This is a genomic window from Sulfitobacter mediterraneus (assembly GCF_003054325.1).
GTDB lineage: Bacteria > Pseudomonadota > Alphaproteobacteria > Rhodobacterales > Rhodobacteraceae > Sulfitobacter > Sulfitobacter mediterraneus.
Map to the genome: position 1 here is coordinate 19,164 of NZ_QBKU01000007.1, position 25,479 is coordinate 44,642.

At 57.8% G+C, this 25,479-nt stretch carries 21 protein-coding genes; 11 read left to right on the forward strand and 10 right to left on the reverse strand.

Annotation, left to right across the window (positions count from 1 at the left end):
- Nucleotides 1-15: 15 nt before the first annotated feature.
- From C8N31_RS12265 to gabT, 3 genes are all read right to left on the reverse strand, one after another.
- Nucleotides 16-2,757 (reverse strand): aminotransferase class I/II-fold pyridoxal phosphate-dependent enzyme, encoded by a 2,742-nt coding sequence (locus tag C8N31_RS12265; RefSeq protein WP_025046373.1) that lies wholly within the window; start codon nucleotides 2,755-2,757, stop codon nucleotides 16-18.
- Between the two features lie 67 nt (nucleotides 2,758-2,824).
- Nucleotides 2,825-3,799 carry a carbon-nitrogen hydrolase family protein gene (locus C8N31_RS12270; protein WP_025046372.1) on the reverse strand — a complete coding sequence of 325 codons (975 nt, stop codon included), beginning with the start codon at nucleotides 3,797-3,799 and terminating at the stop codon, nucleotides 2,825-2,827.
- An 838-nt stretch (nucleotides 3,800-4,637) separates the two neighbouring features.
- Complete coding sequence (gene gabT, locus C8N31_RS12275) at nucleotides 4,638-6,023, reverse strand: 4-aminobutyrate--2-oxoglutarate transaminase (RefSeq protein ID WP_025046371.1); 1,386 nt, start codon at nucleotides 6,021-6,023, stop codon at nucleotides 4,638-4,640.
- A gap of 232 nt (nucleotides 6,024-6,255) precedes the next feature.
- Here gabT and C8N31_RS12280 point away from each other — a divergent pair, with 232 nt between their 5' ends.
- Together C8N31_RS12280 and C8N31_RS20645 are read left to right on the forward strand one after the other, a co-directional pair.
- Entirely contained in the window at nucleotides 6,256-6,810 is a 555-nt protein-coding gene (locus tag C8N31_RS12280; RefSeq protein WP_025046370.1) for a cupin domain-containing protein, read from the forward strand.
- 152 nt (nucleotides 6,811-6,962) lie between these two features.
- The gene (locus C8N31_RS20645) at nucleotides 6,963-8,867 is read left to right on the forward strand and encodes a DUF4214 domain-containing protein (RefSeq protein ID WP_156026837.1); all 1,905 of its coding nucleotides are present in this window, start codon (nucleotides 6,963-6,965) and stop codon (nucleotides 8,865-8,867) included.
- Here the strand turns inward: C8N31_RS20645 and C8N31_RS12290 are convergent, their stop codons facing one another.
- The 4 genes from C8N31_RS12290 to C8N31_RS12305 are packed head-to-tail and all read right to left on the reverse strand — an operon-like array spanning nucleotide 8,868 to nucleotide 12,797.
- Entirely contained in the window at nucleotides 8,868-9,635 is a 768-nt protein-coding gene (locus C8N31_RS12290; protein WP_037917408.1) for an SDR family NAD(P)-dependent oxidoreductase, read from the reverse strand.
- Nucleotides 9,632-10,564, reverse strand: coding sequence for an SDR family oxidoreductase (locus tag C8N31_RS12295; protein WP_025046368.1), 933 nt, complete (start codon nucleotides 10,562-10,564; stop codon nucleotides 9,632-9,634). Before C8N31_RS12295 ends, C8N31_RS12290 begins: the two co-directional genes overlap by 4 nt.
- A complete protein-coding gene (locus C8N31_RS12300; RefSeq protein WP_025046367.1) occupies nucleotides 10,561-11,463 on the reverse strand; it encodes a bile acid:sodium symporter family protein in 903 nt (300 codons plus the stop codon). The genes C8N31_RS12295 and C8N31_RS12300 overlap by 4 nt, the downstream gene beginning before the upstream one ends.
- Nucleotides 11,460-12,797, reverse strand: a complete 1,338-nt coding sequence (locus C8N31_RS12305) for a flavin-containing monooxygenase (RefSeq protein WP_025046366.1) — start codon at nucleotides 12,795-12,797, stop codon at nucleotides 11,460-11,462. The genes C8N31_RS12300 and C8N31_RS12305 overlap by 4 nt, the downstream gene beginning before the upstream one ends.
- A 137-nt stretch (nucleotides 12,798-12,934) precedes the next feature.
- Between C8N31_RS12305 and C8N31_RS12310 the strand changes: the two genes are divergently transcribed.
- Together C8N31_RS12310 and C8N31_RS12315 are read left to right on the forward strand one after the other, a co-directional pair.
- Complete coding sequence (locus C8N31_RS12310; protein WP_231476653.1) at nucleotides 12,935-13,528, forward strand: TetR/AcrR family transcriptional regulator; 594 nt, start codon at nucleotides 12,935-12,937, stop codon at nucleotides 13,526-13,528.
- Nucleotides 13,529-13,613: 85 nt separating this feature from the next.
- Nucleotides 13,614-14,807, forward strand: a complete 1,194-nt coding sequence (locus C8N31_RS12315; RefSeq protein ID WP_025046364.1) for an NnrS family protein — start codon at nucleotides 13,614-13,616, stop codon at nucleotides 14,805-14,807.
- A gap of 60 nt (nucleotides 14,808-14,867) precedes the next feature.
- On the opposite strand, the gene mepK is transcribed toward C8N31_RS12315, so the two are convergent.
- Nucleotides 14,868-15,413 carry a peptidoglycan L,D-endopeptidase MepK gene (gene mepK, locus C8N31_RS12320; protein ID WP_174233548.1) on the reverse strand — a complete coding sequence of 182 codons (546 nt, stop codon included), beginning with the start codon at nucleotides 15,411-15,413 and terminating at the stop codon, nucleotides 14,868-14,870.
- Between the two features lie 337 nt (nucleotides 15,414-15,750).
- Between mepK and C8N31_RS12325 the strand changes: the two genes are divergently transcribed.
- From C8N31_RS12325 to C8N31_RS12340, 4 genes are read left to right on the forward strand one after another with little or no spacing between them, the layout of a single operon-like run.
- Entirely contained in the window at nucleotides 15,751-17,364 is a 1,614-nt protein-coding gene (locus tag C8N31_RS12325) for a L,D-transpeptidase family protein (RefSeq protein WP_025046362.1), read from the forward strand.
- A 31-nt stretch (nucleotides 17,365-17,395) separates the two neighbouring features.
- Nucleotides 17,396-18,487, forward strand: coding sequence for a UDP-3-O-(3-hydroxymyristoyl)glucosamine N-acyltransferase (gene lpxD, locus C8N31_RS12330; protein WP_025046361.1), 1,092 nt, complete (start codon nucleotides 17,396-17,398; stop codon nucleotides 18,485-18,487).
- Nucleotides 18,488-18,520: 33 nt separating this feature from the next.
- Nucleotides 18,521-18,778: an acyl carrier protein gene (locus C8N31_RS12335; protein WP_025046360.1), complete on the forward strand. Its 258-nt coding sequence runs from the start codon at nucleotides 18,521-18,523 to the stop codon at nucleotides 18,776-18,778.
- Nucleotides 18,779-18,782: 4 nt separating this feature from the next.
- On the forward strand, nucleotides 18,783-19,991 hold the full coding sequence (locus C8N31_RS12340) for a beta-ketoacyl-[acyl-carrier-protein] synthase family protein (protein WP_025046359.1): 1,209 nt from the start codon (nucleotides 18,783-18,785) through the stop codon (nucleotides 19,989-19,991).
- A gap of 5 nt (nucleotides 19,992-19,996) precedes the next feature.
- Here the strand turns inward: C8N31_RS12340 and C8N31_RS12345 are convergent, their stop codons facing one another.
- Nucleotides 19,997-20,830: a LysR family transcriptional regulator gene (locus C8N31_RS12345; RefSeq protein WP_231476659.1), complete on the reverse strand. Its 834-nt coding sequence runs from the start codon at nucleotides 20,828-20,830 to the stop codon at nucleotides 19,997-19,999.
- A gap of 144 nt (nucleotides 20,831-20,974) precedes the next feature.
- Here C8N31_RS12345 and C8N31_RS12350 point away from each other — a divergent pair, with 144 nt between their 5' ends.
- Entirely contained in the window at nucleotides 20,975-22,285 is a 1,311-nt protein-coding gene (locus C8N31_RS12350) for a serine hydroxymethyltransferase (RefSeq protein ID WP_025046357.1), read from the forward strand.
- Between the two features lie 89 nt (nucleotides 22,286-22,374).
- Here C8N31_RS12350 and C8N31_RS12355 read toward each other — a convergent pair whose 3' ends face one another.
- Nucleotides 22,375-23,001, reverse strand: a complete 627-nt coding sequence (locus tag C8N31_RS12355; protein WP_025046356.1) for an invasion associated locus B family protein — start codon at nucleotides 22,999-23,001, stop codon at nucleotides 22,375-22,377.
- 433 nt (nucleotides 23,002-23,434) lie between these two features.
- Here C8N31_RS12355 and C8N31_RS12360 point away from each other — a divergent pair, with 433 nt between their 5' ends.
- Together C8N31_RS12360 and C8N31_RS12365 are read left to right on the forward strand one after the other, a co-directional pair.
- Complete coding sequence (locus C8N31_RS12360) at nucleotides 23,435-24,985, forward strand: helicase HerA-like domain-containing protein (RefSeq protein ID WP_025046355.1); 1,551 nt, start codon at nucleotides 23,435-23,437, stop codon at nucleotides 24,983-24,985.
- An 8-nt stretch (nucleotides 24,986-24,993) separates the two neighbouring features.
- A complete protein-coding gene (locus tag C8N31_RS12365) occupies nucleotides 24,994-25,470 on the forward strand; it encodes a GNAT family N-acetyltransferase (protein ID WP_197021484.1) in 477 nt (158 codons plus the stop codon).
- Nucleotides 25,471-25,479 lie beyond the last annotated feature (9 nt).

A 25,479-nucleotide genomic window follows, 5' to 3' on the forward strand; every position in this document is an offset into this window, starting at 1 on the left:
CTTCGTGTCCTTTTCTTATTCGGCGGCTGTTGTGATTGATTTGGCCTTGGGCAAGGCGGCCAAGGCCTCTGGTGTGAATACACGCAAGCCAAGATCGGCGCGGTATCCGTGGATTTCGTTGACGTCGAGCGCCAGCATAAATGCGAGGATCTCGCGGCTGACAACTTGCCCCGGCACCAAGATCGGAAAGCCGGGCGGGTAGGGGATGATGAAACTGGCCGAGACGACCTCTTGATCGGATTCCAGCGCCTCTTTGAGCGATCCGTCCAACTCCAGATAGTCGCAGTTTTTCTCATCATAGCTGAGGTAATATGCGGTGCGGATGTCGCCCTCGGGCGTTAGATCATCGGGGCGGAACGCATCGTGGAACCGGCTGAAATCGGGCAGCGGTGGATAGTTCTCCGTCAGGTTTTTCACGCGCCGGTCAAACGACAACCGCTCCATTTTAGAGGCGTCATCCAACAGCTCGTCCAGCTCATTTGCGATCTCTACCAGCACCTCGATAAGATAGGCCACCGAAGAACGCGTTGTGCCGATATTGGTCATAAACAGCACGGTATTGCGCGAGGTTTTATTGATCTGGATACCGTATTTATCCATCAAAATCTGGGTCTTGAACGTGTCACCGTCCCAGCCCGTGCCGCCCACGGCCAATGTCACGCGGGTGGCGTCGAGGACAAAATCGTCCTGTTCCCAACAATCCCACATGTCGGTCCAGCCTTGTTCATTGTCGAAATAGCTGGTGACGCCGCTTTGGCGATACCGTTCAGGGATCATGTCACCGGCGGTCAAGACCTTGAAATACTTTTGCAAAAGCGGGTGACTGCTGACCGCCTTGCGCATCGCCATGGCCGCCTCGATCTGGCGCTGCACAAACTCGAACCCTTCCAGTTCAACCTGCCTGCGCCCGACATCAAGCGAGGCGATGATCTGGTAATTGGGAGAGGTCGAGGTATGGGTCATGTAAGCTTCGTGGAAGCTTTGTTCGACTTCGCCTTTAAAGTCCTGGTCGTTCACATGGATCATCGACCCTTGCCTGAGCGAGGTTAGCGTTTTGTGTGTGGATTGGGTGGCATAGACCCTGATCCGCGCCTCCGGCGGGGCGATCAGGCGGGTCTCGATCAGCGTTTCGTCGCTGGCATCTACCAAGGCTTCTTGTTGGGCCTCATAGGCGCGTTTGTGATCCTCCGTGCGCAGGCGTTTGCGCAGGTTGTTGGCGGTGCGCATCCCGGTCCGCTGGCGGTAGGTCGGGCTAAACCGGGCAAAGGCAAACCACGCCTCGTCCCAGAGGAAAACCAGATCAGGTTTGATGGCAAGACATTCCTCCATCACCCGCTCCACGTTGTAAACCAGCCCGTCAAAGGTACAGTTCGTCAGCAGCAGCATCCGCACGCGGTCAAGCTTGCCTGCTGCCTTAAGTGCAAGTAATTGATGCTTAATTTCCTTGAGTGGCACCGCGCCATACATCGAATATTGGTTCAGTGGATAGCTGTCGAGGTAGACAACTTCGGCCCCGGCCAGAACCATGCCGTAGTGGTGCGATTTGTGGCAATCCCGGTCCACCAGCACGATATCACCGGGCCGGACCAAGGCCTGCACAACGATCTTGTTACATGTCGAGGTGCCGTTGGTGGCAAAGAATGTCTGTTTCGATCCAAAGGCGCGGCTGGCCAGCTCTTGCGCCTCTTTGATCGGGCCTTGCGGCTCCAGCAGGCTGTCGAGCCCGCCGGAAGTTGCCGATGTTTCAGCCAAAAAGATATTGGGCCCATAGAACGCGCCCATGTCCTGTATCCAATGGGACCGGGTGATGGACTTGCCGCGGCTAATCGGCATGGCGTGAAAAACACCGGTTGGCTGTTTGGAATATTCAACCAGCGCCGTGAAAAACGGGGTTTTGTTGCGTGCCGCCACACCGCGCAGGATGTTCAGGTGCAGTTCCATAAAGTCTTCTTGGTTGTAGAAGACCCGCCGGCAGATCCCCAGATCCAGCCCTGCGATATCTTCCACAGACCGTTCGGTGACCAGATAGGCGTCCAACTCGGGGCGGACACGGGCGATCAGGCGGCACAATTCGGGGCCGTAATCTTCGGGCAGCATCGCGTCGATGGCATCTGAATCGCTGGCGTTGGTGACATATTTCGACAAAATCTCATTGTCGTTCTTGGATTTCAGCACCAATCCGGGGCGCACGACAATCGCTTGAATGTTGTGGTTGAAGAGGACGGCAATCAGGGCGTCCTCAAGGCTGGGCACCACCACGGCCTCATAATGAAACGGATCTTCTGGGCGGCGCATGCGGGCAACATTGCTTTTGAGCCAGCGTTCCTGATGGTCATTGACGTTGTCGACGATCAGCACCTCGAAATAGGGGCGGGCCATGGCGCGAGCCTCGGGCGATAGCATCGCCTCGTCGTTGTGTTCGTCATCGTCGGTGGTGTCACGATCCAAAGGGATGCTGCGCCGCCGGTAGGCGCCGGTCGTCAAGGCGCGGGTGACGCGGCTGATTGTAAAGGATAAATCCTCAAAATTGCCATGCTCAAAATTGCGGTGCATGTGGTCAAAGGCGGCCATGCCGGGGAAAGCCCAATAGGGCTCGATCAGGGCCAGGGATTCGAACAAATCGCCAATGCGCACCTTGAGCGCCGCGACCTTTTTCGCGGCGGTCTCTCGGGACAGGGATGCGGCGGCTTCGCGCAGGGCGCTCCACCGATCAGCACGCAATTGGGTTGCGGAATAATACTCGCTGACAGAATCCATCGTTCATCCTCCTCAAAAAGGCTGAAACACGATGGGTCCGCGGTATGAGTGCCGCAATCGTTGTGTTTCAGCCGCCTGACGTTTTGCCCAAAGCGGGCGAAATCCCGAACCCCATGTGAGGTCCGCGTTCCAGTTTTTCTGCCTCTGCGTTTGCCGGGACATCGACGTGCAAACCCGCACGAGAGCCTTGCTGTGGCACTTCAAGCGGGCCCAGCGAGCTGAGATAGCTGTCCACGCCGCTGCTGCGGTCGTAGACGGAAAAATCGGTGGATCTGTCGCGGAAGCTTTTGAGAACTTGCCCCAGACCCTTCATACCGGTTTCGCGTTGGCGCCGGACCATGGACAGATCGACCTCGATGGGGAACATATCCTCTTGGCCCGCCGATTGGTGCAGCACCAATGATGTCGGATCGACAACCAGTGATTTGCCCACGCCGCCTGCACCCAAGCCATTGACATCAATGACATAACACTGAAATTGCGCTGCCGTTGCGCGGGCGATGGCCAGTTCGGCGTCGCGGTCGGTTGTGCCGGTCAGAACCGGATGCAACAGCACCTCAACCCCTTGCGATGTCAGTTGCCGCGTGGTTTCCGGGAACCACATGTCATAACAGATCGACAGACCAAAGCGGCCCACATCCGGCACGTCAAACACACAAAAATCTGTGCCCGCCGCGATCCCCGCCTCATAGGGCAGGAACGGGAACATTTTGGCATAGCGGCGGATCACTTCGCCGTCCGGGTTGATCACCAGTGAAGTGTTGTAGACGCGCCCGTCTTCGGGATGGGTCAGGAACATCGAGCCGGGGATCAGCCAGATCTTGTGCCGCCGCGCGGCCTCACAAAATTTGTCGATCACTTCGTTTTGCTGGGGCAGCTTGAATTTCTCAAGCGGGCCAAAGGGCGCAAGTTCGCTGAACAGCACCATCTGGGTCCAGGGAAAGCGCATCATCAGAATGTCGAGACGATGCAACATGCCATCGACATTGGGCTGGAGGGCGTTGACGTACATCTGCACGCCGGCAATTGCGAAAGGGGTCATAATCTTACTGCTCCGTAAATGCGGAGGCGTCCCGTCTGGGCCATCCATGTCTCCGCGTTACGCATCCCCTACGCCCTTGCGCCGGAAACGAAAACAGAAGAATGGCGCAAGGCAGGATTGGCACATCGTGCAAGCAAGAGCCCGCGCATCCGCAGCGGTATTTTGACCGGTGCAATCGCATAATCCTGCGGTGTGATGGCTGACACTTTGATCTGTCCCCTTTTGCCGCTTGAAACGGTCGTGTTGTTTAACGAATTCATATTCTGAGCCCTACAAGATCAAGGGCGCCAGAGCGTGAAGTCAACCTTTGCGCGCAGTCAGATGCGCGTTCTTCCAGTGTTTTGCGCACTCAAAAACGGGCTTGGCCGCTTTGATTTCACATTCATGCGTCCCGAACCAGATTTCGGAACACCATTGTTACTAGACACAGATAGCCCAAGCATTTTACGCCGCTTAACGACATAACTATCTGTTTCTATTCAAACTCTAGAATTCCGCCACCCCTCCCGAAGGTCGCGCCATGAGCGTTCCGTGATGCGCCAGAGCGATCTAGCACAGCATGGTTGTCGTTGCGCACCCTCAACCGGATCGCCAAGGTTAGCGCTGTTTGTTAAGACTGACGAAGGCCACAGCGTATTGCAACTAAATTTCTGAGGGTTTTGGTGTTTTGTTTAATATTTTTAACGAAATGCGCGAAATTCGTCGAAATCCCTAGCCGCATACCGGAAATTAACTGCGGTGGCGGCCAATTGTCCGAGAAAAAACGGGACGTTTTTCAGGGCGCACAAAAAAGGGGCAGGCGTGGCGGCCCGCCCCTTTTTATCTGTTTTGGTCGGGATCAGGCGTTCTGCTCTGCAATTGCAGCAACCAATGCCTCTTCGAAAATGGCAATGCCTTCGTCGATGATCGCGTCTGACGCCGTCAGCGGCACCATGATCCGCAGCGCGTTGCCGTGCATCCCGCACGCCAGCAGGATCAAGCCGCGCTTCAGCGCATGGGCAACAACGGCTTTGGTCAGATCGGCATCGGGCGTTGCGGTTTCAAAGTCGGTGACGAACTCGACCGCCAGCATTGCACCCAACCCACGAATATCCCACATGCGGAACGGGGCCACGCGCGCACCGATTTCAGAGAAACGGGCACGGAAGTGTTCGCCAAGCGCGGTGGAGCGGGCCAGCAGGCCTTCTTCTTCAATCGCATCAATCGCGGCCAGTGCCGCCGCGCAGGCCACCGGGTTGCCGCCGTATGTGCCGCCCAAACCGCCGGGGATCACCGCGTCCATCACCTCGGCGCGGCCAATCACGCCCGCGATGGGATAACCGCCTGCCATGGATTTCGCGACAGTGATCAGATCCGGGACAACGCCGGAATGTTCCACCGCGAACCATGTGCCGGTACGGCCAAAACCGGCTTGAATTTCGTCTGCAATCAACAAGATACCGTGGGTGTCGCAGATCTCGCGCAGGGCTTGCATCATTTCGAACGGAACCGGTGTATAACCGCCTTCGCCCAAAACAGGCTCGATGATGATCGCCGCCACACGCTCTGGCTGGGCGTCGGTGAGGAACAGGTTCTGCAAACCGGTCAGCGCGTCTTCGACGGTGATGCCGTCACGCAGGCTTGGGAACGGTGCGCGGAAGATGTCGGACGGAAAGGGGCCGACGTCTTTTTTGTAGGGTGACACTTTGCCGGTCATGCCAAGCGTCAGCAAGGTGCGGCCATGATACCCGCCGGTAAAGGCGATGACGCCCGGACGGCCCGTGGCTGCGCGGGCGATTTTCACCGCGTTTTCAACGGCCTCGGCACCTGTTGTGACCAGAAGGGATTTCTTGGCGTGATCACCGGGGGCCAGCGCGTTCAGCTTTTCGGCCAGCGCGACATAGGGCTCGTAAGGCACAACCTGAAAGCTGGTGTGGGTGTAGTGATCTTCTTGTGCCTTTGCGGCCGCGATCACTTTGGGGTGGCGGTGGCCGGTGTTCAGCACAGCAATGCCGCCTGCGAAATCCACATAACGGTTGCCTTCGACGTCCCACAACTCCGAGTTTTCGGCGCGGCTGGCATAGATCGACGCAGCAGAGGCCACACCGCGGGCGACGGAAGCATCGCGGCGTGCAACCAGTTCGGCGTTGGTCACCTTGCCTGCCTCAACCGTTGGCACGATAGAGATGTTGGCCTTGCTTTTTGCGGGCGTTTTGCGGGTCTTTTTCTTTGTGGTGGTGGTCATATCAGAGTTTCCTGTCACAAGGGGAACACGACCGAGCACTTTCGGGGGTGTTTAAAATTCTCATACGCTGTTAAATTTATCTGTCAATACGGATTGAGACAGTTGGATTTGACCTGTCCATTTCCGGGCCAAATGGTCATAAAAGCCCTATGGAAATGGGTTACAGCCGAATGCGAGTTGCAGTACCTTGATCTTGCAAGAGAAAAGCGGCGACAGACAAAGGATCACCGGGGTGGACATAGGCAAAAAGCTGCAAGCGTTGCGCAAATCGCATGGGTTGTCTCAGCGGGAACTTGCCGCCCGCGCGGGGCTGACCAATGGCACCGTGTCCTTGATCGAGAAGAACAAGACCAGCCCGTCGGTGGCCTCTCTCAAGAGCCTGCTGGATGCGATACCGATGAGCATTGCGGAGTTTTTTGCGACCATCGAAGAGGCCGAGCAGCCCAAATATTTCTACGCGCCCGAAGATTTCACCGAGATCGCGCCGCAGTTTGGTGACGCGCCTGTGTCTCTGCGCCAGCTTGGCAATGCCAGCAGCCACACCCTGCAATTGCTGGATGAAACCTATCCACCCGGCGCTGATACCGGGCCAGAGTTTCTGTCCCACGCAGGCGAAGAAGCCGGGATCATCATGGAGGGCGAGATCGAGATCACTGTCGAAGATCAGGTGCAGGTTCTGGGGGTCGGCGAGGGTTACCTCTTTGACAGCCGCAAGCCGCATCGGTTTCGGAACACGGGCCAGAGCATTTGCCGGATCGTCAGCGCCTGCACGCCTCCGACGTTTTAGACGTTGGGGCAGCACTCTGGCCTTTGTCGATAGTCGCGTTAAAGTTGTTTGCGGCAGGGATTTCCATCCTTTAGACAGATTTCTGCCGCTTAGTTGCTGCCTTTGTGCGGCAGCGTCCGGCCAAGCACGTATGCAAATGAGAGATCAACGTCATGCCGATTATTACTATGCCAGACATCAACGGTGCCTTTTCACTGACCGTAACCGCCCGTTTTGACACCGTGATCGGTGGCACCGGGCAAACGGTTTTTGATTTTGGCGATGGCACGCGGCAGGATGACATCTTGCTGGCCCAGATCAGCAATTCGGCAACCTTGGAGTTTGTTGTTTTCCTCGGCGGCCAGCGCCATGCGATTTCTGCGGATGATGCAATTGTCGCTGGGGAAACGGCGCAATGGACTGTGGCTGTGGATGCGGCCGGGGTGATGAGCCTGAGTAAAGCAGGCAGTCTTTTGGCACAGGGGCAGGGTGCAATTCCCGCAGATGTTGATCGCGACACAGCGCAAGTCGGCGCGGCCAATGCCGCCGACAAAGGGCCCTTGAACGGCGCTGTTTCCTCTGTCGAATTTGATGGCACTGAGTTTATCGAAGGCATCACCGACACAGGCACCGATGAAGATGATGATCTGGCGGGCGGCGATGGGGCCGATACGCTGGAAGGGTTGGAGGGCAATGATTCATTGACCGGTCAGTCTGGTGACGATTCCCTGATCGGCGGTGAGGGTGATGACACGTTGCGCGGTGGTCACGGCGATGACACCCTTTTGGGCGGCGCAGGCAATGACGAGATCGAGGGCCTTTTTGGTGCCGATGAGATTGATGCCGGATCGGGGGATGACCATGTGTTTGCCCGCGATGGCGATGATCTGGTCTATGGCCGCGGTGGACTTGATACACTGATTGGCGGTATCGGCGCGGATACGCTGTTTGGCGGTGATGGCAATGACTTGCTTGCCGGCAGCCAAGGCGATGACGAGATCCACGGCGGTGGCGGCAATGACTTAGTTTTCATTGGAAATGACGAAGATTCAGACCGTATCTTCCTTGATGGCGGCAATGACCACATTGATGGTGTCAGCGCCAGTTCGGCGTTTTATGCCGAGGGCGGTGATGGCAATGATCTGATGACCTCGGGCGTTGGCAATGACACGTTGTTGGGTGATGGCGGCAATGACACGATCACCGCCAACGCGGGCGAGGATACCCTCACGGGGGGCGCGGGCAATGACACGCTGAATGGCGGCGAAGGCACCGACACTGCGGCCTTTAGTGGTGCGCAGGCCAGCTACACCCTGACGGTTGCACCCGATGGGTTGTCGATCGAAGACCGGCGTGCGGGTGAGAACGGCGTTGATCAGTTGATTGATATTGAATTCCTTGATTTTGATAGCAATATCAACGATACGCCCTTTGAACTGGCGCGTTTCGCCGGGCCTGCGGGCCTGTCGGAGACTGAGCTGGAAAGCTTTGTTGAGCTTTACATCGCTTACTTCAACCGGGCGCCTGATGCAGTGGGCCTGCATTTCTGGGGCACCGCTTTTGCCACGGGTTCAACGCTTGAGCAGATGGCGACCCTGTTTATTGATCAGGATGAGTTTGAGGCATCCTATCCCGATGGCACAACCAACCTTGCTTTTGCCCATTCGGTCTACAGCAATGTTCTGGGCCGAACCCCGGATCAGGCCGGCATTGATTTCTGGGTGGGCCTTCTGGATCAGGGCGCAGTCGAGCGCGATCAGTTTATCCTAGAGGTTTTGCGCGGTGCGCGGGCCGATCCGAAACCGGAGTTGGGGCCGGATTTTGTCGCACAGCAAGAGGCCGATCAAGCCTATCTGACCACCAAAGTTGACATCGGGGCCTATTTCGCGGTGCACAAAGGTATGTCGGATGTGGATGATGCGATGGCCGCGATGGCGCTCTTTACCGGTTCTGATGCCAGCCGCGATGCGGCGGTTGCCGCCATTGATGGCTTCTTTGCTGATGCGATTGATCCAACCGATGGGGCATTCCTGATGCCGCTTGTTGGCATTCTGGATGATCCGTTCTCGGCGGCTTGATCATCCTATTTTACGCCGCATCAGCCATTCAAACAGGGCAGGTGACGCGCGGTTGATCAAATAAGACAGCCGCGCAATGCGCCCAACCGGGATAAACGGTTTGCCCCGTTCCAACCCATTCAAAATCACTTTTGCCGCATCGTCAGGGCTCATGTAATCGACGCCATCGGTGGCCGATCCGGGGCGGGCGATGCCATTGTCCTGCGCCTGCGCATTGCCAAGGTTGGTGGCAACAAAACTGGGCGCGGCGATCATCACCTGAACGCCGTGGGCTGCCTCTTCGGCCCGCAGGGATTTAAAAAACCCCTCCAGCGCATGTTTGCTGGCGGCATAGGCGGTGCGGTGCAGCAATGGCGAAAACCCCGCAACAGAAGAAACCGCCAGATGTGTGCCATTGGATTTGCGTAGCTCGGTTTGCAGCTCTTGCGCCATGCGCGTTGCAGCAAAGTAATTGATGTCAAAGACTTTTCTATGGGTGCTTTCGGTCAGTTCCGCGCAGGGTCCGATATGGGTCACACCGGCATTGTAGATCACCAGATCAATGGTTGGGCAATGATCGCGGATCTGGCCGCAAAGGGCCGACAATGCCGCGCTGTCTGTGAGATCGCAGGGCAGGGCGCGGCGGCCCTCGATGTCTTCCAATGCGTTCAAGGCCGGACCGGGCAAATCGATCAACACCGTGTGCCAACCTTTGCCGCGCAATGCATTGTCGAGGGCAAGGCCAAGCCCGCCAGCGCCGCCTGTGATGATCGCGGTTCTGTGGGTCATAGTCCGGCCGCCTTGCGCCAAAGGTCAAAGGTTTCTGCGCTGCTTAGTTCCGGTTCATAGCCAAACACGGTTTTCAGCGCGGTGTTGTTCAAAACGGGCCGATATTGCAAAAACCGCACCTGTTCCGGCCCGTAACGCGAGAGTTTGAGGGGTTTGGCCACTGCCAGCGCCAGTCTGAGCAAGGCAGGCGGCAGGCGCAGAACCGGCTTGCCCAAGCGCTGTGCCAGATCAGGGATGCCAAGTGCACCATCGCCCGCCACATTAAAGATCCCCGCCGGTCCATCCGTTGCCGCCCGGTACAAAATCCGTGCCAGATCCTGCGTCCAGATGAACACAAACGGGCTGTCGCTTCCTGTAACGGCCAGTAGCCGCGGTTTGTGAAACAGCGCGGTGATCTGGTTTTCCAACCCGGCCCCAAGCACCGTGCCAACCCGTAGGATCACTTGCTCCAGATGCGGATGGTCTCTGCGGGTCTGGGACAGCATTTCTTCGACCTGCCGTTTGTGATCGGCATAGGCAAATTCGGCGTTTCCGCGTAGGGCATCTGTTTCCTTGAGCCATTCGGGGTTGTCAGGGTGATAGCCATAGGCCGCCCCCGAAGAGGTCACCACCAACCTGCGCACCCCATGTTTGAGGCAGGCCGCAATCACGTTTTGCGATCCCGTGACATCCACGGAATAGGCAAATTCACGGGTTGTATGCCCGACAATGGAGGCCAGATGAATGACAACCTCGGGCCGATGGGCGGCGATGGCGGTATCTGGATCTTGGCCGCGTACGTCCAGGGGCGCAAACTTTATACCATCTGGCAAATCAGAGGGGGCTGCCAGATCTGTTGCAATGACCTCGTGCTCGCCCGCGCTGGCCAGTTGGGAGAGCAGGGCGCGGCCAACGGCACCCGCGGCGCCTGTGATCAAAATCCGGGTCATCGCGCGGCTTCGCTGCGCGACATCACCTTGGCCAAGGCAAGGCCAGAGATCGCATGCCAGATGCCCCAAAATGCCGCCACAACGGCCATGCCGCCCAAGCCGCCAAAGAAGCCAAAGATCAACACCAGCCCCAGACCTGAATTCTGGATACCGGTCTCTATCGTCACGGCGCGGCGGTCAAATGGCGACAATCCGGCAAGTGTCGCGGTGCCATATCCGCCCGCCAGCGCCAAAGCGTTGTGCAACACAACAAGCAGGGCAACGTAATGGGCATAGCCCAAAAAGAACGCCCAATTTGCCGCCAATGCCAGCACGATAAAGGCAACAAAGATCAGCATCGACAGGTTCTGTAAGGGCCGCCGAATGCGGTCGGCGAGGGCCGGTTTGTTGCGGTTGAGCAGGACACCCAGAATAAGCGGCAGGATCAACATCAAGGTCACGGTCAGGGCGATCTGCCATGGATCAATGGCCGTGGCCTGCAAGATGGCGCGGCTCGGTTCATAGAGATTGCCCCAGAACGCGATGTTCAGCGGGGTCAGCAGGATCGCCCCCACCGTGGCAAACCCGGTCATCGACACAGACAGCGCCGCATTACCGCCCGCGCGGTGCGAGATAAAGTTTGAGATATTACCCCCCGGACAGGCCGCCACAAGGATCAGACCCAGCGCGATGGAGGCGCGCGGCTGCAGCACAAGCACCAGAAGGAAGGTCAGCACCGGCAGGACCACAAATTGTGAGATCAGCCCGGTCACGACAGGCTTGGGTGTGCGCATCAGGCGTTTGAAATCATCCCCCTTGAGGTCCAGCGCGACCGAGAACATCACAATTGCCAAAATGGCGTTGAGCAAGGTCAGGCTGGCCGGGCTAAAGTTCAGCATTATGTCATCGAGATCTGTCATTTGCTGGTGCCTCCCAATGCGCCGATCCATGTGGTGACCGCCTTGCGGTAGGTGGCCTTGTCCACATAATAGGCCATGCGCGGTAGCTTGAGGTACTTGGTGCCGCCGGTCATCCGTTTGAAACCGCTCGATTTTTCGGCTTGTAGGGCTTTGGCTGCGGTGCGTCCCTCGCGCAGGCCCTTGATATAGCGGGCAACCATCTCCGCCTGTTCATGCCGTCCTTGCCAGCCCAAACCAGAGGCCTCGACCATGCCCAGCACAAACAGATCATCGCGGTCCGGGTGCATGGTATTCAAGAACAGATGCGGCGCGTCGCCCTGCCAGTTGAGCAGTGTGTCTTCGATAAAGGGGTAGTGCAGGCGGTAACCCGTCGCGGTCAGGATCATGTCATATTCGGCCTGCGTTCCATCCGCAAAATGAACGGTTTTGCCGTCCAGATGATCAATATCGGGTCGCACTTTCAGATCGCCATGCCCGGCATGAAACAGGATCAGCGAGTTGACCACAGGGTGGCTTTCGTAAAGCGCATAATCGGGTTTGGGAAATCCGTATTTCTGCGGATCTCCGACAAACCATTTCAGGATCATCCCGTCGACCTTGCGTTTGAGCCACATCGGCAGCTTGATCATCCCGCCCATGGTATCGGCAGGTTTCCCAAAGACGTATTTGGGCACAAAATAATAGCCGCGCCGCATCGAGATATCGCAGGTTTGGCCGTGGTGAATGGCATCCACCGCGATGTCACAGCCGGAGTTGCCCGCGCCGACAATCAAAACCCGTTTTCCGGTGAATTGATGCGGATCGCGGTAGTTGGCAGCGTGAATCAGCTCGCCGTCAAACTGACCCTTGAAGGTGGGCATGTTCGGCTCTGAGAGGGTGCCGTTGGCGATCATGACGCCGGCAAAAACATCCGTTTGCTCTTTGCCCTGCGCGTCGCGCCACGTGACGCGCCAACCTGCGCCCGCCGCCCCAAGCGGCACGGCAGAGAGAACTTCAGTGTTAAAGTGATACTTTGAGTAGAGGCCGTAGTGCGCTGCAAAATCTTGAAAATATCGCTTCATCTCGGTGTGGGAGGGATATTCAGCCACGTCCTCCCGCATGGGGAAATCGGCAAATTCGGTCATGGTTTTCGACGAGATCAAATGAGCGGTTTCATACATGGTTGAACGCGGCGCATCGATATCCCACAGACCGCCCACATCTGAATGCAACTCAAATCCCTGAAATGGAATGCCCTGTTCGGTCATGACTTTGGCTGCGGCAAGGCCCATGGGCCCCGCACCGATCAGCGCAAATTTTTCCGAGGCCCCCAAGGGGGTTTGATCCTGTGGCATGTGGTGCGTCCTTGCCTTGAAATTTGATTTAGATTGAACAAGCGTTCAAAATAAGGCAAGATAAATTTGAAATGAATGTAATAACTGAACAAAAACAACGGCAAAGGGCACCCAGTAAACGGTCGCTTGAAACCCGTGTGCGTATTTTCGATGCCGCAGAACAGATCTTTGCGGCGCATGGGTTTGATGCGGCAACCATCCGCGATATTGCCGCCTTGGCCGGGGTTCAGGGCGCCTTGGTGCATCATCATGGCGGATCAAAAGAGGCCTTGTTTGCCGCTGTCGTGGCGCGGCGCGCTGCTGCTTTGTCAGGTGCCAGAACTGCGGCGCTGACAGCCTTGCAAGCAAAAGGTGACGTGACCCTGCGCGGTGTGATCTGTTGCTTTACCCATCCGTTTCTGGACCGTGTTCTGGGCGGTGATCCCGGTTGGTTGGCCTATGGGCGCCTGATTGCCTATGTGTCCGCAGATGATCGGTGGCGGGCGATTGCGAGCCAGCATTTCGATCCGACAGCCAAGGTGTTTCTGGCCGCTTTTGCACAAGTTTTGCCCGGCGCATCACAGGCGCGTTTGGCGGCGGCATTGGTCTATATGGTATCTGGCATGTTATCGCTGTGTGCCTCACGCTGGCGGATTGATGATCTGTCGGGGCAGGGCGATGACACGGGGGATCTCGTGCAGATGTTTACAGATTTCAGCGAGGCCGGGTTTCGGCGGGCCGTGCAGGGGTAGGATTTCTGTCTGTTCAGTTGATCCAGATCACTGACAATCGCCATTGAGAGTTGAATATGCGTCAACAACGATCAAAGGCAGGCGCATGACCGATACCACTTCACAACCCCGTTCACCGCTTGCGATGTTCTTTTCCCTTGGGTTTCGCCCGTTTTTCCTCGGCGCGGCGCTTTGGGCGGTGGCGGTCATGGCGCTTTGGTTGGCGCAGATGTTTGACGTGCTGGCATTGCCCATAGGGCTTGATCCGGTGTCATGGCATGCACATGCCTTTCTGTTTGGGTATCTCAGCGCGGTGATCGCCGGGTTTTTGCTGACGGCGGTGCCCAATTGGACAGGACGCGCAGCGCTGTCAGGCGCGCCGCTGATCGCATTGTTATTGTTGTGGTTTTTGGGGCGGCTGGCGGTTCTCACGGCAATGTGGTGGCCGGCCGCTTTGGTCATCGCGCTTGATCTGGCGTTTTTGGCGGCCGTGCTGGTTTGGCTGTTGCGCGAGATAGTCGCGGGTCAGAACTGGCGCAATCTGATTGTGGTCGCGATGCTGCTGGCCTTTCTGGGCGGCAATGCTGTGTTTCATTTTGAGGCGGCAGGCGGTGAATATGCCGCGCAGGGCATTGGGCTGCGGATCGGCATCAGCGCGGCAGTGATGATGGTTGCGGTGATTGGCGGGCGCATAGTGCCGGCGTTTACGCGCAATTGGTTGGTCAAACAGGGCAGCGCCGTATTGCCCGCGCCGGTGATGGCCGGATTTGACAAGATCGCGCTGCTGGCCTTGCTGGCCGCCATGATCAGTTGGCTGGCCATGCCAGATTGGGCCGTTTCAGGTGGGCTTTTGGTATTGGCGGGGTGCCTGCATCTGCTCCGGCTGGGCCGCTGGGCCGGACATCTCACTTTGGCAGAGCCTTTGGTGGTCATTCTGCATCTGGGTTATGCTTTTGTGCCGCTTGGGGCGCTGGCCATCGGGCTTGGCATCTTGGGTTTTGGCAATGGTGCGGCGGCACAGCATCTTTGGATGGCAGGGGCGCTTGGGGTGATGACACTTGCGGTGATGACCCGCGCCTCGCTTGGCCATTCCGGGCGGGCTCTGATCAGTGATCCAGTGACGGTGGTGATCTACGCCGCAATCGTGATTTCAGTTATTTTGCGGTGGCTTGCGGGCAACTGGCCAGAGCAGCAGGGCATCCTGCATGCGGTTTCGGGCGCGGCCTGGGTCATCGCCTTTGGCGGGTTTGCCTTGTCCTATGGCGCGATGATGATCCGGCCCAGGGCAGATCAAAGTTAGACCTGACGCATAAAAAAGGCGCCTCGAAAGGCGCCTGTCGTATTCGTATTCCTGAAAGGCTTAACCGCCCCAGGACCGAACAATACCGCAATCCATATGAACAAAGTTGGAGCGGGAGTAGCGGCCAACGCCGCCGCCCTGACAGGCGGTTGCCGCACGGGCCATCTGGTGCACCGACCGCGAGGACAACCGCAGATCCGCAGCTTGGCCGCGCATGTGCAGGGAATTCTTGGCAACGCCGCGCGACCGGGACCGCAACATCGCGTTGGTCTTGGGGCTGCGATAGCCGGACAGCAACATGTAGGGTTCGTTCACGTCCAGCAGGTTGTGCGAGGCGGCCATGATATCGACGGTGCGCAGATCAATGCTTTTGACGCCATCGGTGCGCCAGTCACGCATGAAATAGTTCACCTCTTTCACAGCATCTTTGATGTACTGGCCTTCGATCCAATAGATCATGTCGATGCGTTCGCCAGTTCGGCCGGAATACATGCGGATGCGGCGAATGTCGCCTGCGCCGCGCAGAAAGCCTGCTGCATTGGAGAACGTGGGTGCCGCGGTCAGTGTGGTTGCGGCGAAAGCGCCCAAAACGGCGCGCCGGGTCATGCCCGAGGTGCTATCATTGCCTGCCATAAGTCTTCTGTCCCGTCGTCTGCCTGTGGCCATGATGTTACATAGGCCGTTCATCTGTCCCCCAGATGCGTCAACTTTATGACATAGCGGGAATCATGAACCAAGTGTTGAATCCGATTGGTTCCATCCCACTGCTTTTTTAGGCGAATTTCTGCCAAAAGTGATCAAACACCTCTGTCAGATCCGGCAAACCGGGTGTTTTTTGGGCATCAGGTTAAGGGTTGTTTAAGGTCTTGCGGTTTTGTGAATGGACAGACGTGGGAGCATTTCCGACAAGAACAGGACGTTTATTGGTTTTTCGGGGATAATGATGATGCGCGATTCCTTTTTGCGCCGGGGTTTGCTGGCAGTAACGGTGACAATTGGCTTGAGTGTCACCATGACCGCGCCGCAACCGGCCTTTGCGCAGGTGACGGCCTTCAAACAGGCGGTTGCCGAAACCGCAGCCCGAGATCAGGATATCGCCAGTTTTTACCGGACCAACGGCTATACACCGATCTGGACCGGGGCAGGTGAGGCCGATCGCGCCCGCCGGGCCGCGCTGCTGCATGCAATTGAAAACGCGAATGATCACGGGCTGCCCGTGGCACGTTATGACCCGCAAGGGCTGATGGATCTGCTGCGTTCGGCCAAGACCCCGCGGGATCGCGGCATCGTCGAGGTCGAGCTGAGCAAACTGTTTCTCAAATACGCCCGTGATGTGCAGACGGGCATGTTGATCCCCAACCGCGTCGATAGCCGGATCGTGCGCGACATTCCCTACCGTGATCGCAGCGCCTATTTGACCGGTCTGGCAGAGACGAAACCGGCGACATTCTTCCGGTCATTGCCGCCGCGCAGCATGGAATACAACGCGCTGATCAAGGAAAAGGTCACGATGGAGCGGCTGTTGCAGCAGGGCGGCTGGGGGCCGCGTGTTCCGGCCAAATCGCTCAAGCCTGGTGCCTCAGGAAATGCGGTTATTGCGCTGCGCAACCGTTTGATTGCGATGGATTATCTGACGCGTTCCAACACGGTCACCTATGATGATACTTTGCAGGCCGCTGTGCAGCAGTTTCAGGTGGATCATGGGCTGAACGCCGACGGTGTGGCGGGCGCGGCCACCATGCAGCAGATCAACGTTGGCGTGGAAAAGCGCCTGCAATCGGTTCTGGTCGCGATGGAGCGCGAACGCTGGTTCAACACCGAACGCGGCAAGCGGCATATCCTGGTTAACATCCCTGATTTCTCGGCCAAGGTCATCGACGATGGCAAGGTCACTTTCCGCACACGGTCTGTGGTTGGGGCCGTTTCAAAAGATCGCCCCACACCGGAGTTCTCCGATGTGATGGAGCATATGATCATCAACCCAAGCTGGTATGTGCCGCGTTCGATCGTCACCAAGGAATATCTGCCGCAGCTCAAGCGTAATCCAAACGCGGTGCGCCATATCGAAATCACCGACAGTCGGGGCCGGGTGGTCAATCGCAGCACTGCGAATTTCAGCAAATATAACGAACGGACCTTCCCCTTTGCCATGCGGCAACCGCCAAGCCGCAGCAATGCGCTGGGTCTCGTCAAGTTCATGTTCCCGAACAAACACAACATCTATCTGCACGACACCCCGGCCAAGAGCCTCTTTGCCCGAGACATCCGAGCGTTCAGCCATGGCTGTGTGCGTCTGGCCGATCCGTTTGATTTTGCCTATGCGCTGCTTGCCAAACAATCGGACGATCCAGAGGGCACGTTCAAGGCGGCGCTGAATTCCGGCAAAGAGACCAAGATTGTGCTCAAGGAGCCAGTTCCCGTGCATCTGATCTACCGGACTGCCGTGACCAATGCGCGGGGCCACACCGAATACCGCGCCGACATCTACGGGCGTGATGCGCGGATCTGGGCCGCTCTGTCCAAGGCAGGGGTGGTCTTGGGCGGCGTTCAGGGGTAATTCTGCCTGCAACATTTGCAGGGGGTGCCGAATGGCCTTCACGGTTAAACAGATCGCAGCGGCCATCGGGGCCGAGGCGGTCGGAGATACATCACTGATCATCACAGGCGCTTCCGAACCGGCACAGGCCGGGCCGGCGCAACTGGCCTTGGCAATGAGCCCGAAATACGCCGAAGGGCTTGCGGATGGCGCGGCGCAGGCCGCAATGCTTTGGCCCGGTGCCAACTGGCAGGCCCTTGGTCTGAAAGCCGCAATTCTGCCAGAGCGTCCGCGCTTCGCCATGGCTGGCATGACACGCGTGCTGGACACAGGGCAGGGGTTTGCCCCCGGCGTGCATCCTAGTGCCGTGGTCGATCCGACCGCGCAAATTGGCAAAGATGTCAGCATCGGCCCGCTGGCGATTATCTCTGCCGGGGCAACGATTGGTGCCGGATCGGTGATCGGGCCGCATTGTTTTGTCGGCCTCGATGTGCAGATCGGCGAGGATGCTTTGCTGCGTGAACAGGTCAGCATCGGTGCGAGAGTGACGATTGGGGCTCGCTTTATTGCGCAGCCCGGCGCACGGATTGGCGGCGACGGGTTTTCCTTTGTCACCGCAGAACCCAGTGCCGTTGAAACCGCCCGCAAAACCCTTGGCGATCAAGGGGAAGGCAAGGCACAGCAATGGATCCGCATCCATTCGCTTGGATCTGTTACGATCGGCGATGATGTTGAAATCGGGATGGGCGCGACCATTGATTGCGGCACCATCCGCAACACGATGATCGGCAACAACACCAAGCTCGATAATCAGGTGCATATGGGGCATAATGTGGTGGTCGGTGAAAACTCGTTGATCTGCGGACAGGTCGGCATCGCCGGATCTGCGGTGATCGGCGATAACGTGGTGCTGGGCGGCCAATGCGGGGTCAGCGACAATATCTTTGTCGGTGACGGTGTGATTGCGGGGGGCGGCACCAAGTTGATGTCCAATGTGCCAGCGGGCCGTACCATGCTGGGCTATCCGGCGACCCAAATGGACAAACAGGTCGAAAGCTACAAGGCCCTGCGACGATTGCCGCGTGTTCTGCGTGACATCAAGGCGTTACAAAAGGCTGTTTTCAAGACCGGCGAGGATGATTAAATCATCCTTGAGCAAGTTTCAGGGGTGAACTCGATGAGCATCAAAGAGCAGGTCATAGCCATCATTGCCGAGCAGGCGGTGTTGGAACCCGAAGATGTGACGCTGGACAGCACGCTGGAAAGCCTTGGCATTGACAGCTTGGGGCTGGTCGAAAGCATCTTTGCCATTGAAGAGGCCTTTGACATTTCGGTGCCGTTCAATGCCAACAACCCCTCCGAGTCTGACTTTGATATTTCCAACGTGGCCAGCATCATTGCCGGGATTGAGCGGTTGAAGGCCGAACAGGGTTAGGCAGGTGAAACGGGTTGTCATCACCGGCGCAGGGACTGTGAATGCCTTGGGGCATTCGGTGCCCGAGACCCTGACCGCGATGCGCGAAGGGGTCTGCGGCATCGGTCCGCTGTCATTTCGGGATGTTGAACGCCTGTCGATCCAGATCGGCGGGCAGGTGCATGGGTTTGAGGCCGAGGGCCGTTTTAACCGCCAGCAGATGTCTCTCTATGATCGCTTTACCCAGTTCACTTTGGCCGCCGCGAAAGAGGCGATTGCCCAATCGGGCCTCAGTTTTCATGGTGAACTGTCCGCAAAATCCGGTGTGGTGCTTGGCACGGCAGGGGGCGGCGTATCGACTTGGGATGACAATTACCGCGCGGTTTATGAAGAGGGCAAAAACCGGGTGCATCCCTTTGTGGTGCCGAAGTTGATGAACAATGCCGCCGCCAGCCACGTCAGTATGGAGTTCAACCTCAAGGGGCCGTCCTTCACCGTTTCGACCGCCTGTGCCTCCTCCAATCACGCGATGGCGCAGGCATTTGCCATGGTCCGCTCTGGAATGGCGCCCGCGATGGTGACCGGCGGATCAGAAAGCATGTTGTGCTTTGGCGGGGTCAAAGCATGGGAGGGATTGCGCGTGATGAGCCGCGATGCATGCCGCCCGTTTTCGGCCAATCGCAATGGCATGGTGCAGGGCGAAGGGGCCGGGATCTTTGTGTTCGAAGACTACGATCACGCCCATGCACGCGGGGCGGATATCCTGTGTGAGGTTGCCGGATTTGCCATGTCGTCAGACGCCTCCGACATCGTGATGCCATCCAAGGCGGGCGCGGCGCGGGCGATCTCAGGGGCATTGCAGGATGCAAAACTCAACCCCGAAGAGGTGGGTTACATCAACGCCCATGGCACCGGCACCGCGGCCAATGACAAAACCGAATGCGCTGCCGTGGCGGATGTATTTGGGCCTCATGCTGACAATCTGATGATGTCCTCGACCAAATCCATGCATGGTCATTTGATTGGCGGTACCGGCGCGGTGGAATTGCTGGCTTGCATCATGGCGTTGCGTGACGGGGTGGTTGCGCCGACCATCGGCTATCAGGAACCGGACCCGGAATGCGCATTGGACGTTGTGCCCAACACCGCCCGCGAGGCCAAGGTGGATGTGGCGCTCAGCAACGCTTTTGCCTTTGGCGGCATGAATGCGGTGCTGGCGCTGCGGCGGGTCTAACCGGGTTAAGCCCTGAGAAAATCAGCGATCTCTTCCAGAACCGGCCGCCGTGATTTTGCGGCGGGCAGGGTCAGGATCAGGGTGCGGCCGGTGGGTATTGTCTCAAGACCAAGCGGCACCAATTGATCGCTGCCCAACGCGGTCTCGATCAGGCACAGATGCCCCATCAAAACCCCCGCACCTGATTTTGCCTCTTCCACCGCCAGACTATAAAGCGAATAGCCCGGCCCATCGGTTGGATCATCAATCTGAAGCCCCGAGGCCGCGCACCAATTCGGCCAGTCCTGCTGCCAAGTACGATCCTGAAGCCGCGTTGCCACGGCCAGATCCTCTGCTTGGCGGATTGAGGCGGCAAGCGCGGGTGCGGCAACCGGTGTGATCTCGTCTTTGGCAAGGGTGATGCATGTGTCGCTGGGATTCGGAGTGCCGAAAAAGAGTGTCATATCAAACAGGTCACGCCGAAGGCTGGGCGGTTTTTCCATCGCGGTGACCGAAAACTTTAGCTGTGGAAAATGGCTTCGGATTTTGCCCAAACGGGGCGGCAACCATAGCTGCGCCACACTGGGCAAAGCGGCGATATGAATTTCGACCTCCGCGCTGAGATTGCGCAGCGCGTGGGTGGCATCGGCGAGCGCATCAAACGCGGATCTAAAGCTGGGTTGCAAGGTGCGGCCTGCCTCGGTCAGGACAACGCCCTGGGCGCTGCGATGAAACAGGGCCACACCGGCCCAGCCTTCCAAAGCCTTGATCTGTTGCGACACCGCGCCGGCGGTCACATTCAATTCCTCGGCGGCGGCCACAAATCCACCCAGTCGCGCCGCCGCTTCAAACGCGCGCATCGCAGTCAAGGGTGGCCCCTTTGGGCGCGGGGGGCGGACAGTCATTTCAATAGCCTTAGTTTTTCTAGGGCAAGAAATAGCAAAACTGGTTTGCGCTGTCCAATTGTGCCGCGCACATTGGGTCAAACAGTAAAGGACGTGGAAATGACTTTGGCCAAACGAAACTGGGTTCCGGCCCAATGTGAAACACGGATGCAGGAGATTGCGGGTCAGACAACGCAGGCAAGTTCAGAGGCGCTGATGACGCAAATCGAACGCTTGGTGCAGCGCAACAAACAGATCCACGAGGTGGACTGTTTCAATCTGAACCCTGCCACCAATGTGATGAACCCCAAGGCAGAGGCGCTATTGGCCAGCGGTCTCGGCTCGCGGCCGTCTTTGGGGTATCCAGGGGACAAATACGAGATGGGGCTTGAGGCGATTGAAGAGATCGAGGTGATTTCTGCCGCCCTATGTGCCGAGGTCTTTGACGCTAACTTTGCAGAAATTCGGGTGCCATCGGGCGCAATTGCAAATCTTTATGGCTTCATGGCGATTTGCAAACCCGGCGATACCATCATCGTGCCGCCCGCAACCATTGGCGGGCACGTGACCCACCACAACGCGGGCTGCGCCGGCCTATATGGATTGAGGATTATCGAGGCGCCCGTGTTGGCGGATGGCTATACCGTGGATCTGGATGGATTGCGGGCATTGGCGTTGAAGGAGCGGCCCAAACTGATCACCATTGGCGGAAGTCTGAACCTCTTTGAACATCCCGTTGCCGGGGTCCGATCTATTGCGGACGAGGTGGAGGCCAAGGTGCTGTTTGATGCCGCACATCAATGCGGGATTATCGCGGGCAAAGCATGGTCAAATCCCTTGGCGGAAGGCGCACATTTGATGACAATGAGCACCTACAAGAGCCTCGGCGGCCCCGCAGGTGGCCTGATCGTGAGCAATGATGAAGAAATTGCCAAAGCCTTGGATGCCATCGCTTTTCCCGGGATGACAGCTAACTTTGATGCGGCAAAATCGGCAGCTTTGGCGGTGACAATGCTGGATTGGCGTGACCATGGACTGGCTTATGCAGCACAGATGATTGCCATGGCCAAGGCGCTGGCAAAGGCGTTGCAGGAGGAGGGCGTGCCGGTCTTTACCGGTGCTGGCGGGGCCACGCATTCCCATCAATTTGCGGTTCTCGCAGAGGGTTTTGGTGGGGGGCAAGCCGCATCCAAAACACTGCGGCAAGCCGGGTTTCTGGCCTGCGGGATCGGACTGCCTATTGATCCGGTTGAGGGCGATCTGAACGGCTTGCGCATCGGCACACCTGAGCTTGTGCGCTGGGGCATGGCAGAGGCAGACGCCCCGAGATTGGCAGGTTTGATCGCTTCAGGACTGCGTGGAGAGGGGGTTTTGCCAGAGGTATCAGAATGGCGTCAAACCTTTGACAAGGTGCATTTTGTGCACAGCTAAACACCATGGAAAAGGGGCCGCCAATCAGGCAGCCCCTTTTTGATAATCAGACAGTTCCGCGCCGTGCATACAGACTCGGCTGCGGCATTTTATTGTTCGATAACAGACACTTTGCCATAGCTGGCGGTGAACCCGTCAAGGGACACTTTCAACTCAACCTTCTGGTCAGGCGCCAGCGCAGGCACAATCGTCACCACCGCTTCGTTTCCCTTTTTGAACGCTGCAATATCCGCCGCTGTCAGGCCCAGACGCACGTAGCACCCGACCGGGTTGCAGAACGCATAGGGGTAGCGCCGCGCCTTGCCGCCATCCACCGACAGGGTCAGCTGCTGGGGCAATGCGGTTTCGAGAGGCACAACGATGGTTGCGCCCGCTTCGGCCTTGCCGGATCCGGGCAGGCGGAACAGGGAAACTTCGGCCACGGGTGCGCCTTCGCCGTCATCGAGAAGCTGATACATCTGGCAGGGATCGACTTCTTCTTCGGTCTTGATGCAGCGCATTTCCCACGCACCAATCACTTCTTTGGTGTAGGGTTTGCCCAGTTCAGGATCCACATCGGCATCTTCGCCAAGGCTCAGCTGGCTTACGACCTGATCTGCCGTTGATGTGGTCGCTTCGGCTGGTTTCGTCTCGGTTGTGGTCTGCGCAAATGCGCCGGTTGGGGCGATCAACGCCAATGCTGCACAGAGCGGCAGCGCTTTGAAAAAATTGCTCATGATCATTCCAGGTTTGTTAAGTTGCCGCCCAATACCACGCCCGTGCGGCAATGTCAGTGGCGATTGGTCGGTTTGGGGTTGATAATCTGGCAAGAACCCGCTGATCTCAAGGCATTGCGTAAAATGAAAAAGAGGACGCGAAGCATCCTCTTTTTGCATTTGGTTCTCCCCGTCGGACTGGGCCGACTTATTGCCGTGACGTTACGAAAGGGGCGTGCGCGGGTCAACAGGGAAAATTGAATATTTTCCAATGCTCTCAAACCACTACCATAGCGGGAAAAAGTGCCGCACCCGAAGGTGCGGCCAGTCTGACAGGGAGGATGTTCCGCCGCAAAAGGACTTTGCCAGCGGAACAATTAGACAGTGGCGCAAAAAGGTTAAGTAAGTATGCTCATTCCAAACGGACGCCCGGCCGGGCCTGAGGAGTATTACAGTGACGCAAGACATTTTTATCGGCGGCGGCGGCGAAGACTACGCCACCAAACAATTCCTGAATATTGGCTATGCCAACCGCCACGGGTTGATCGCAGGGGCCACAGGGACCGGTAAAACAGTCACTTTGCAAATTCTGGCCGAAGGGTTTGCAAATCAGGGTGTGCCCGTGTTCCTGTCCGACGTCAAAGGTGATCTGTCCGGCCTCGCCAAATCGGGCAGCGCGGCACATAGGCTGCATGACGCCTTCACCAGTCGCGCTGAAAAGATCGGGTTTGATGACTATCTTTATGAGGCTTTCCCCGTCACTTTTTGGGATCTCTACGGCAAGCAAGGCCACCCTGTCCGGACAACGGTGTCCGAGATGGGGCCGTTGTTGTTGGCGCAGCTTCTTGGCCTGACAGAGGCGCAGGAAGGCATTTTAAACATCGCCTTTCGGGTCGCGGATGAAGACGGCTTGGCGCTGCTTGATCTGAAGGATTTGCAAGCCCTGTTGGTTTGGATTGGGGAAAATGCCAAGGATCTCGCCTTGCGCTATGGCAATGTCTCTGCTGCTTCGGTCGGGGCGATCCAACGGCGGTTGCTGGTGCTGGAGAACCAGGGCGCGGCGGATCTATTTGGCGAACCGGCGCTGGCCCTCAGCGATCTGATGCGCACCGATGCGGATGGGCGCGGGGCGATCAATATCCTTGCGGCGGACAAACTGATGGCCGCGCCCAAGCTTTACGCAACCTTCCTTTTGTGGCTGCTGTCCGAATTGTTCGAGGAACTGCCAGAGGTCGGCGATCCGGACAAACCCAAACTGGTGTTCTTTTTCGACGAGGCGCATCTGCTTTTTGATGACGCGCCCAAGGCGCTGGTGGATAAGGTCGAACAGGTGGCGCGATTGATCCGGTCCAAGGGGGTTGGTGTTTATTTCATCACCCAGAACCCTGCGGATGTGCCCGACGATATTCTGGGCCAGCTTGGCAACCGGGTGCAGCATGCCTTGCGGGCGTTTACGGCCAAAGACCGAAAAGAGCTGCGCATGGCGGCGGAAACCTACCGCGAGAACCCGCGTTTTGACACCGAAGAGGCGATCCGTGAGGTCGGTGTGGGCGAGGCAGTGACGTCTTTTCTGCAAAAGAAAGGTGTGCCGGGCATTGTTGAGCGGACATTGATCCGCCCGCCGTCTTCGCAGCTTGGCCCGATCACGCCGATGGAACGGTCAGGGGTGATGGCCGCGTCGCCGATGTCCGGCAAATACGACAAGCGGCTGGATCGCGAATCCGCCTTTGAGATTTTACGCAAGCGGGCCGATGACGCCGCGAAAGAGGCGGCCGAGGCGGAAGAGAAGGCCGAAGAAGTGGAGACGCCAGCATTGCGCGAGTTCAACAATGCCCGGCGCTATGCGGGCAAGGGCGTGACCCGCTCCACCTCGCGGCGACCCCGCCGCAAGTCGCAAGAGGGGTTCGGCGCAGCCGTGGCGCAGGTGGTGATTAAGGAATTGAAAGGCACAACCGGACGCCGCATCGTGCGCGGTATTTTGGGCGGCCTGTTCAAAGGGCGGTAATAGTTTCCATGGAAAACCAAACTGTTGAAGTGATCTTACGCCCTGCGGAGGAGAATGACGCGCAGGGCATTTCGAATGTCTTGGCGGCCTTGAAGGCCGCTGGAAAACGGCGCACAGCAGGGGATGCGGAGGAGGTTATGGGCCATTACATCACTCATCCTGACCGCATCCAATGCACGGTGGCCGAGGTTGACGGGCAGGTGATCGGCTTTCAATCCTTGCGATTGGCGACGCTGGGCAACCCTTATGGCACACCGGAGGGATGGGGCATCATCGGCACCCATATTCACCCCTCTGCAGCGCGTTGCGGGGTTGGCAAAAGGCTGGCTGGGCAGACGATCAAAGTGGCGCTGGTGGCGGGATTGCGACATGTGGAAGCGCAGATCGGGACGGAAAATGCAGCCGGGCTGGCGTATTACGGATCCATCGGTTTTGTTGACAGTGATGAAGCCGGGGTGAAGGTGCTGAACCTACCGGAGATTTGAGATGGATAA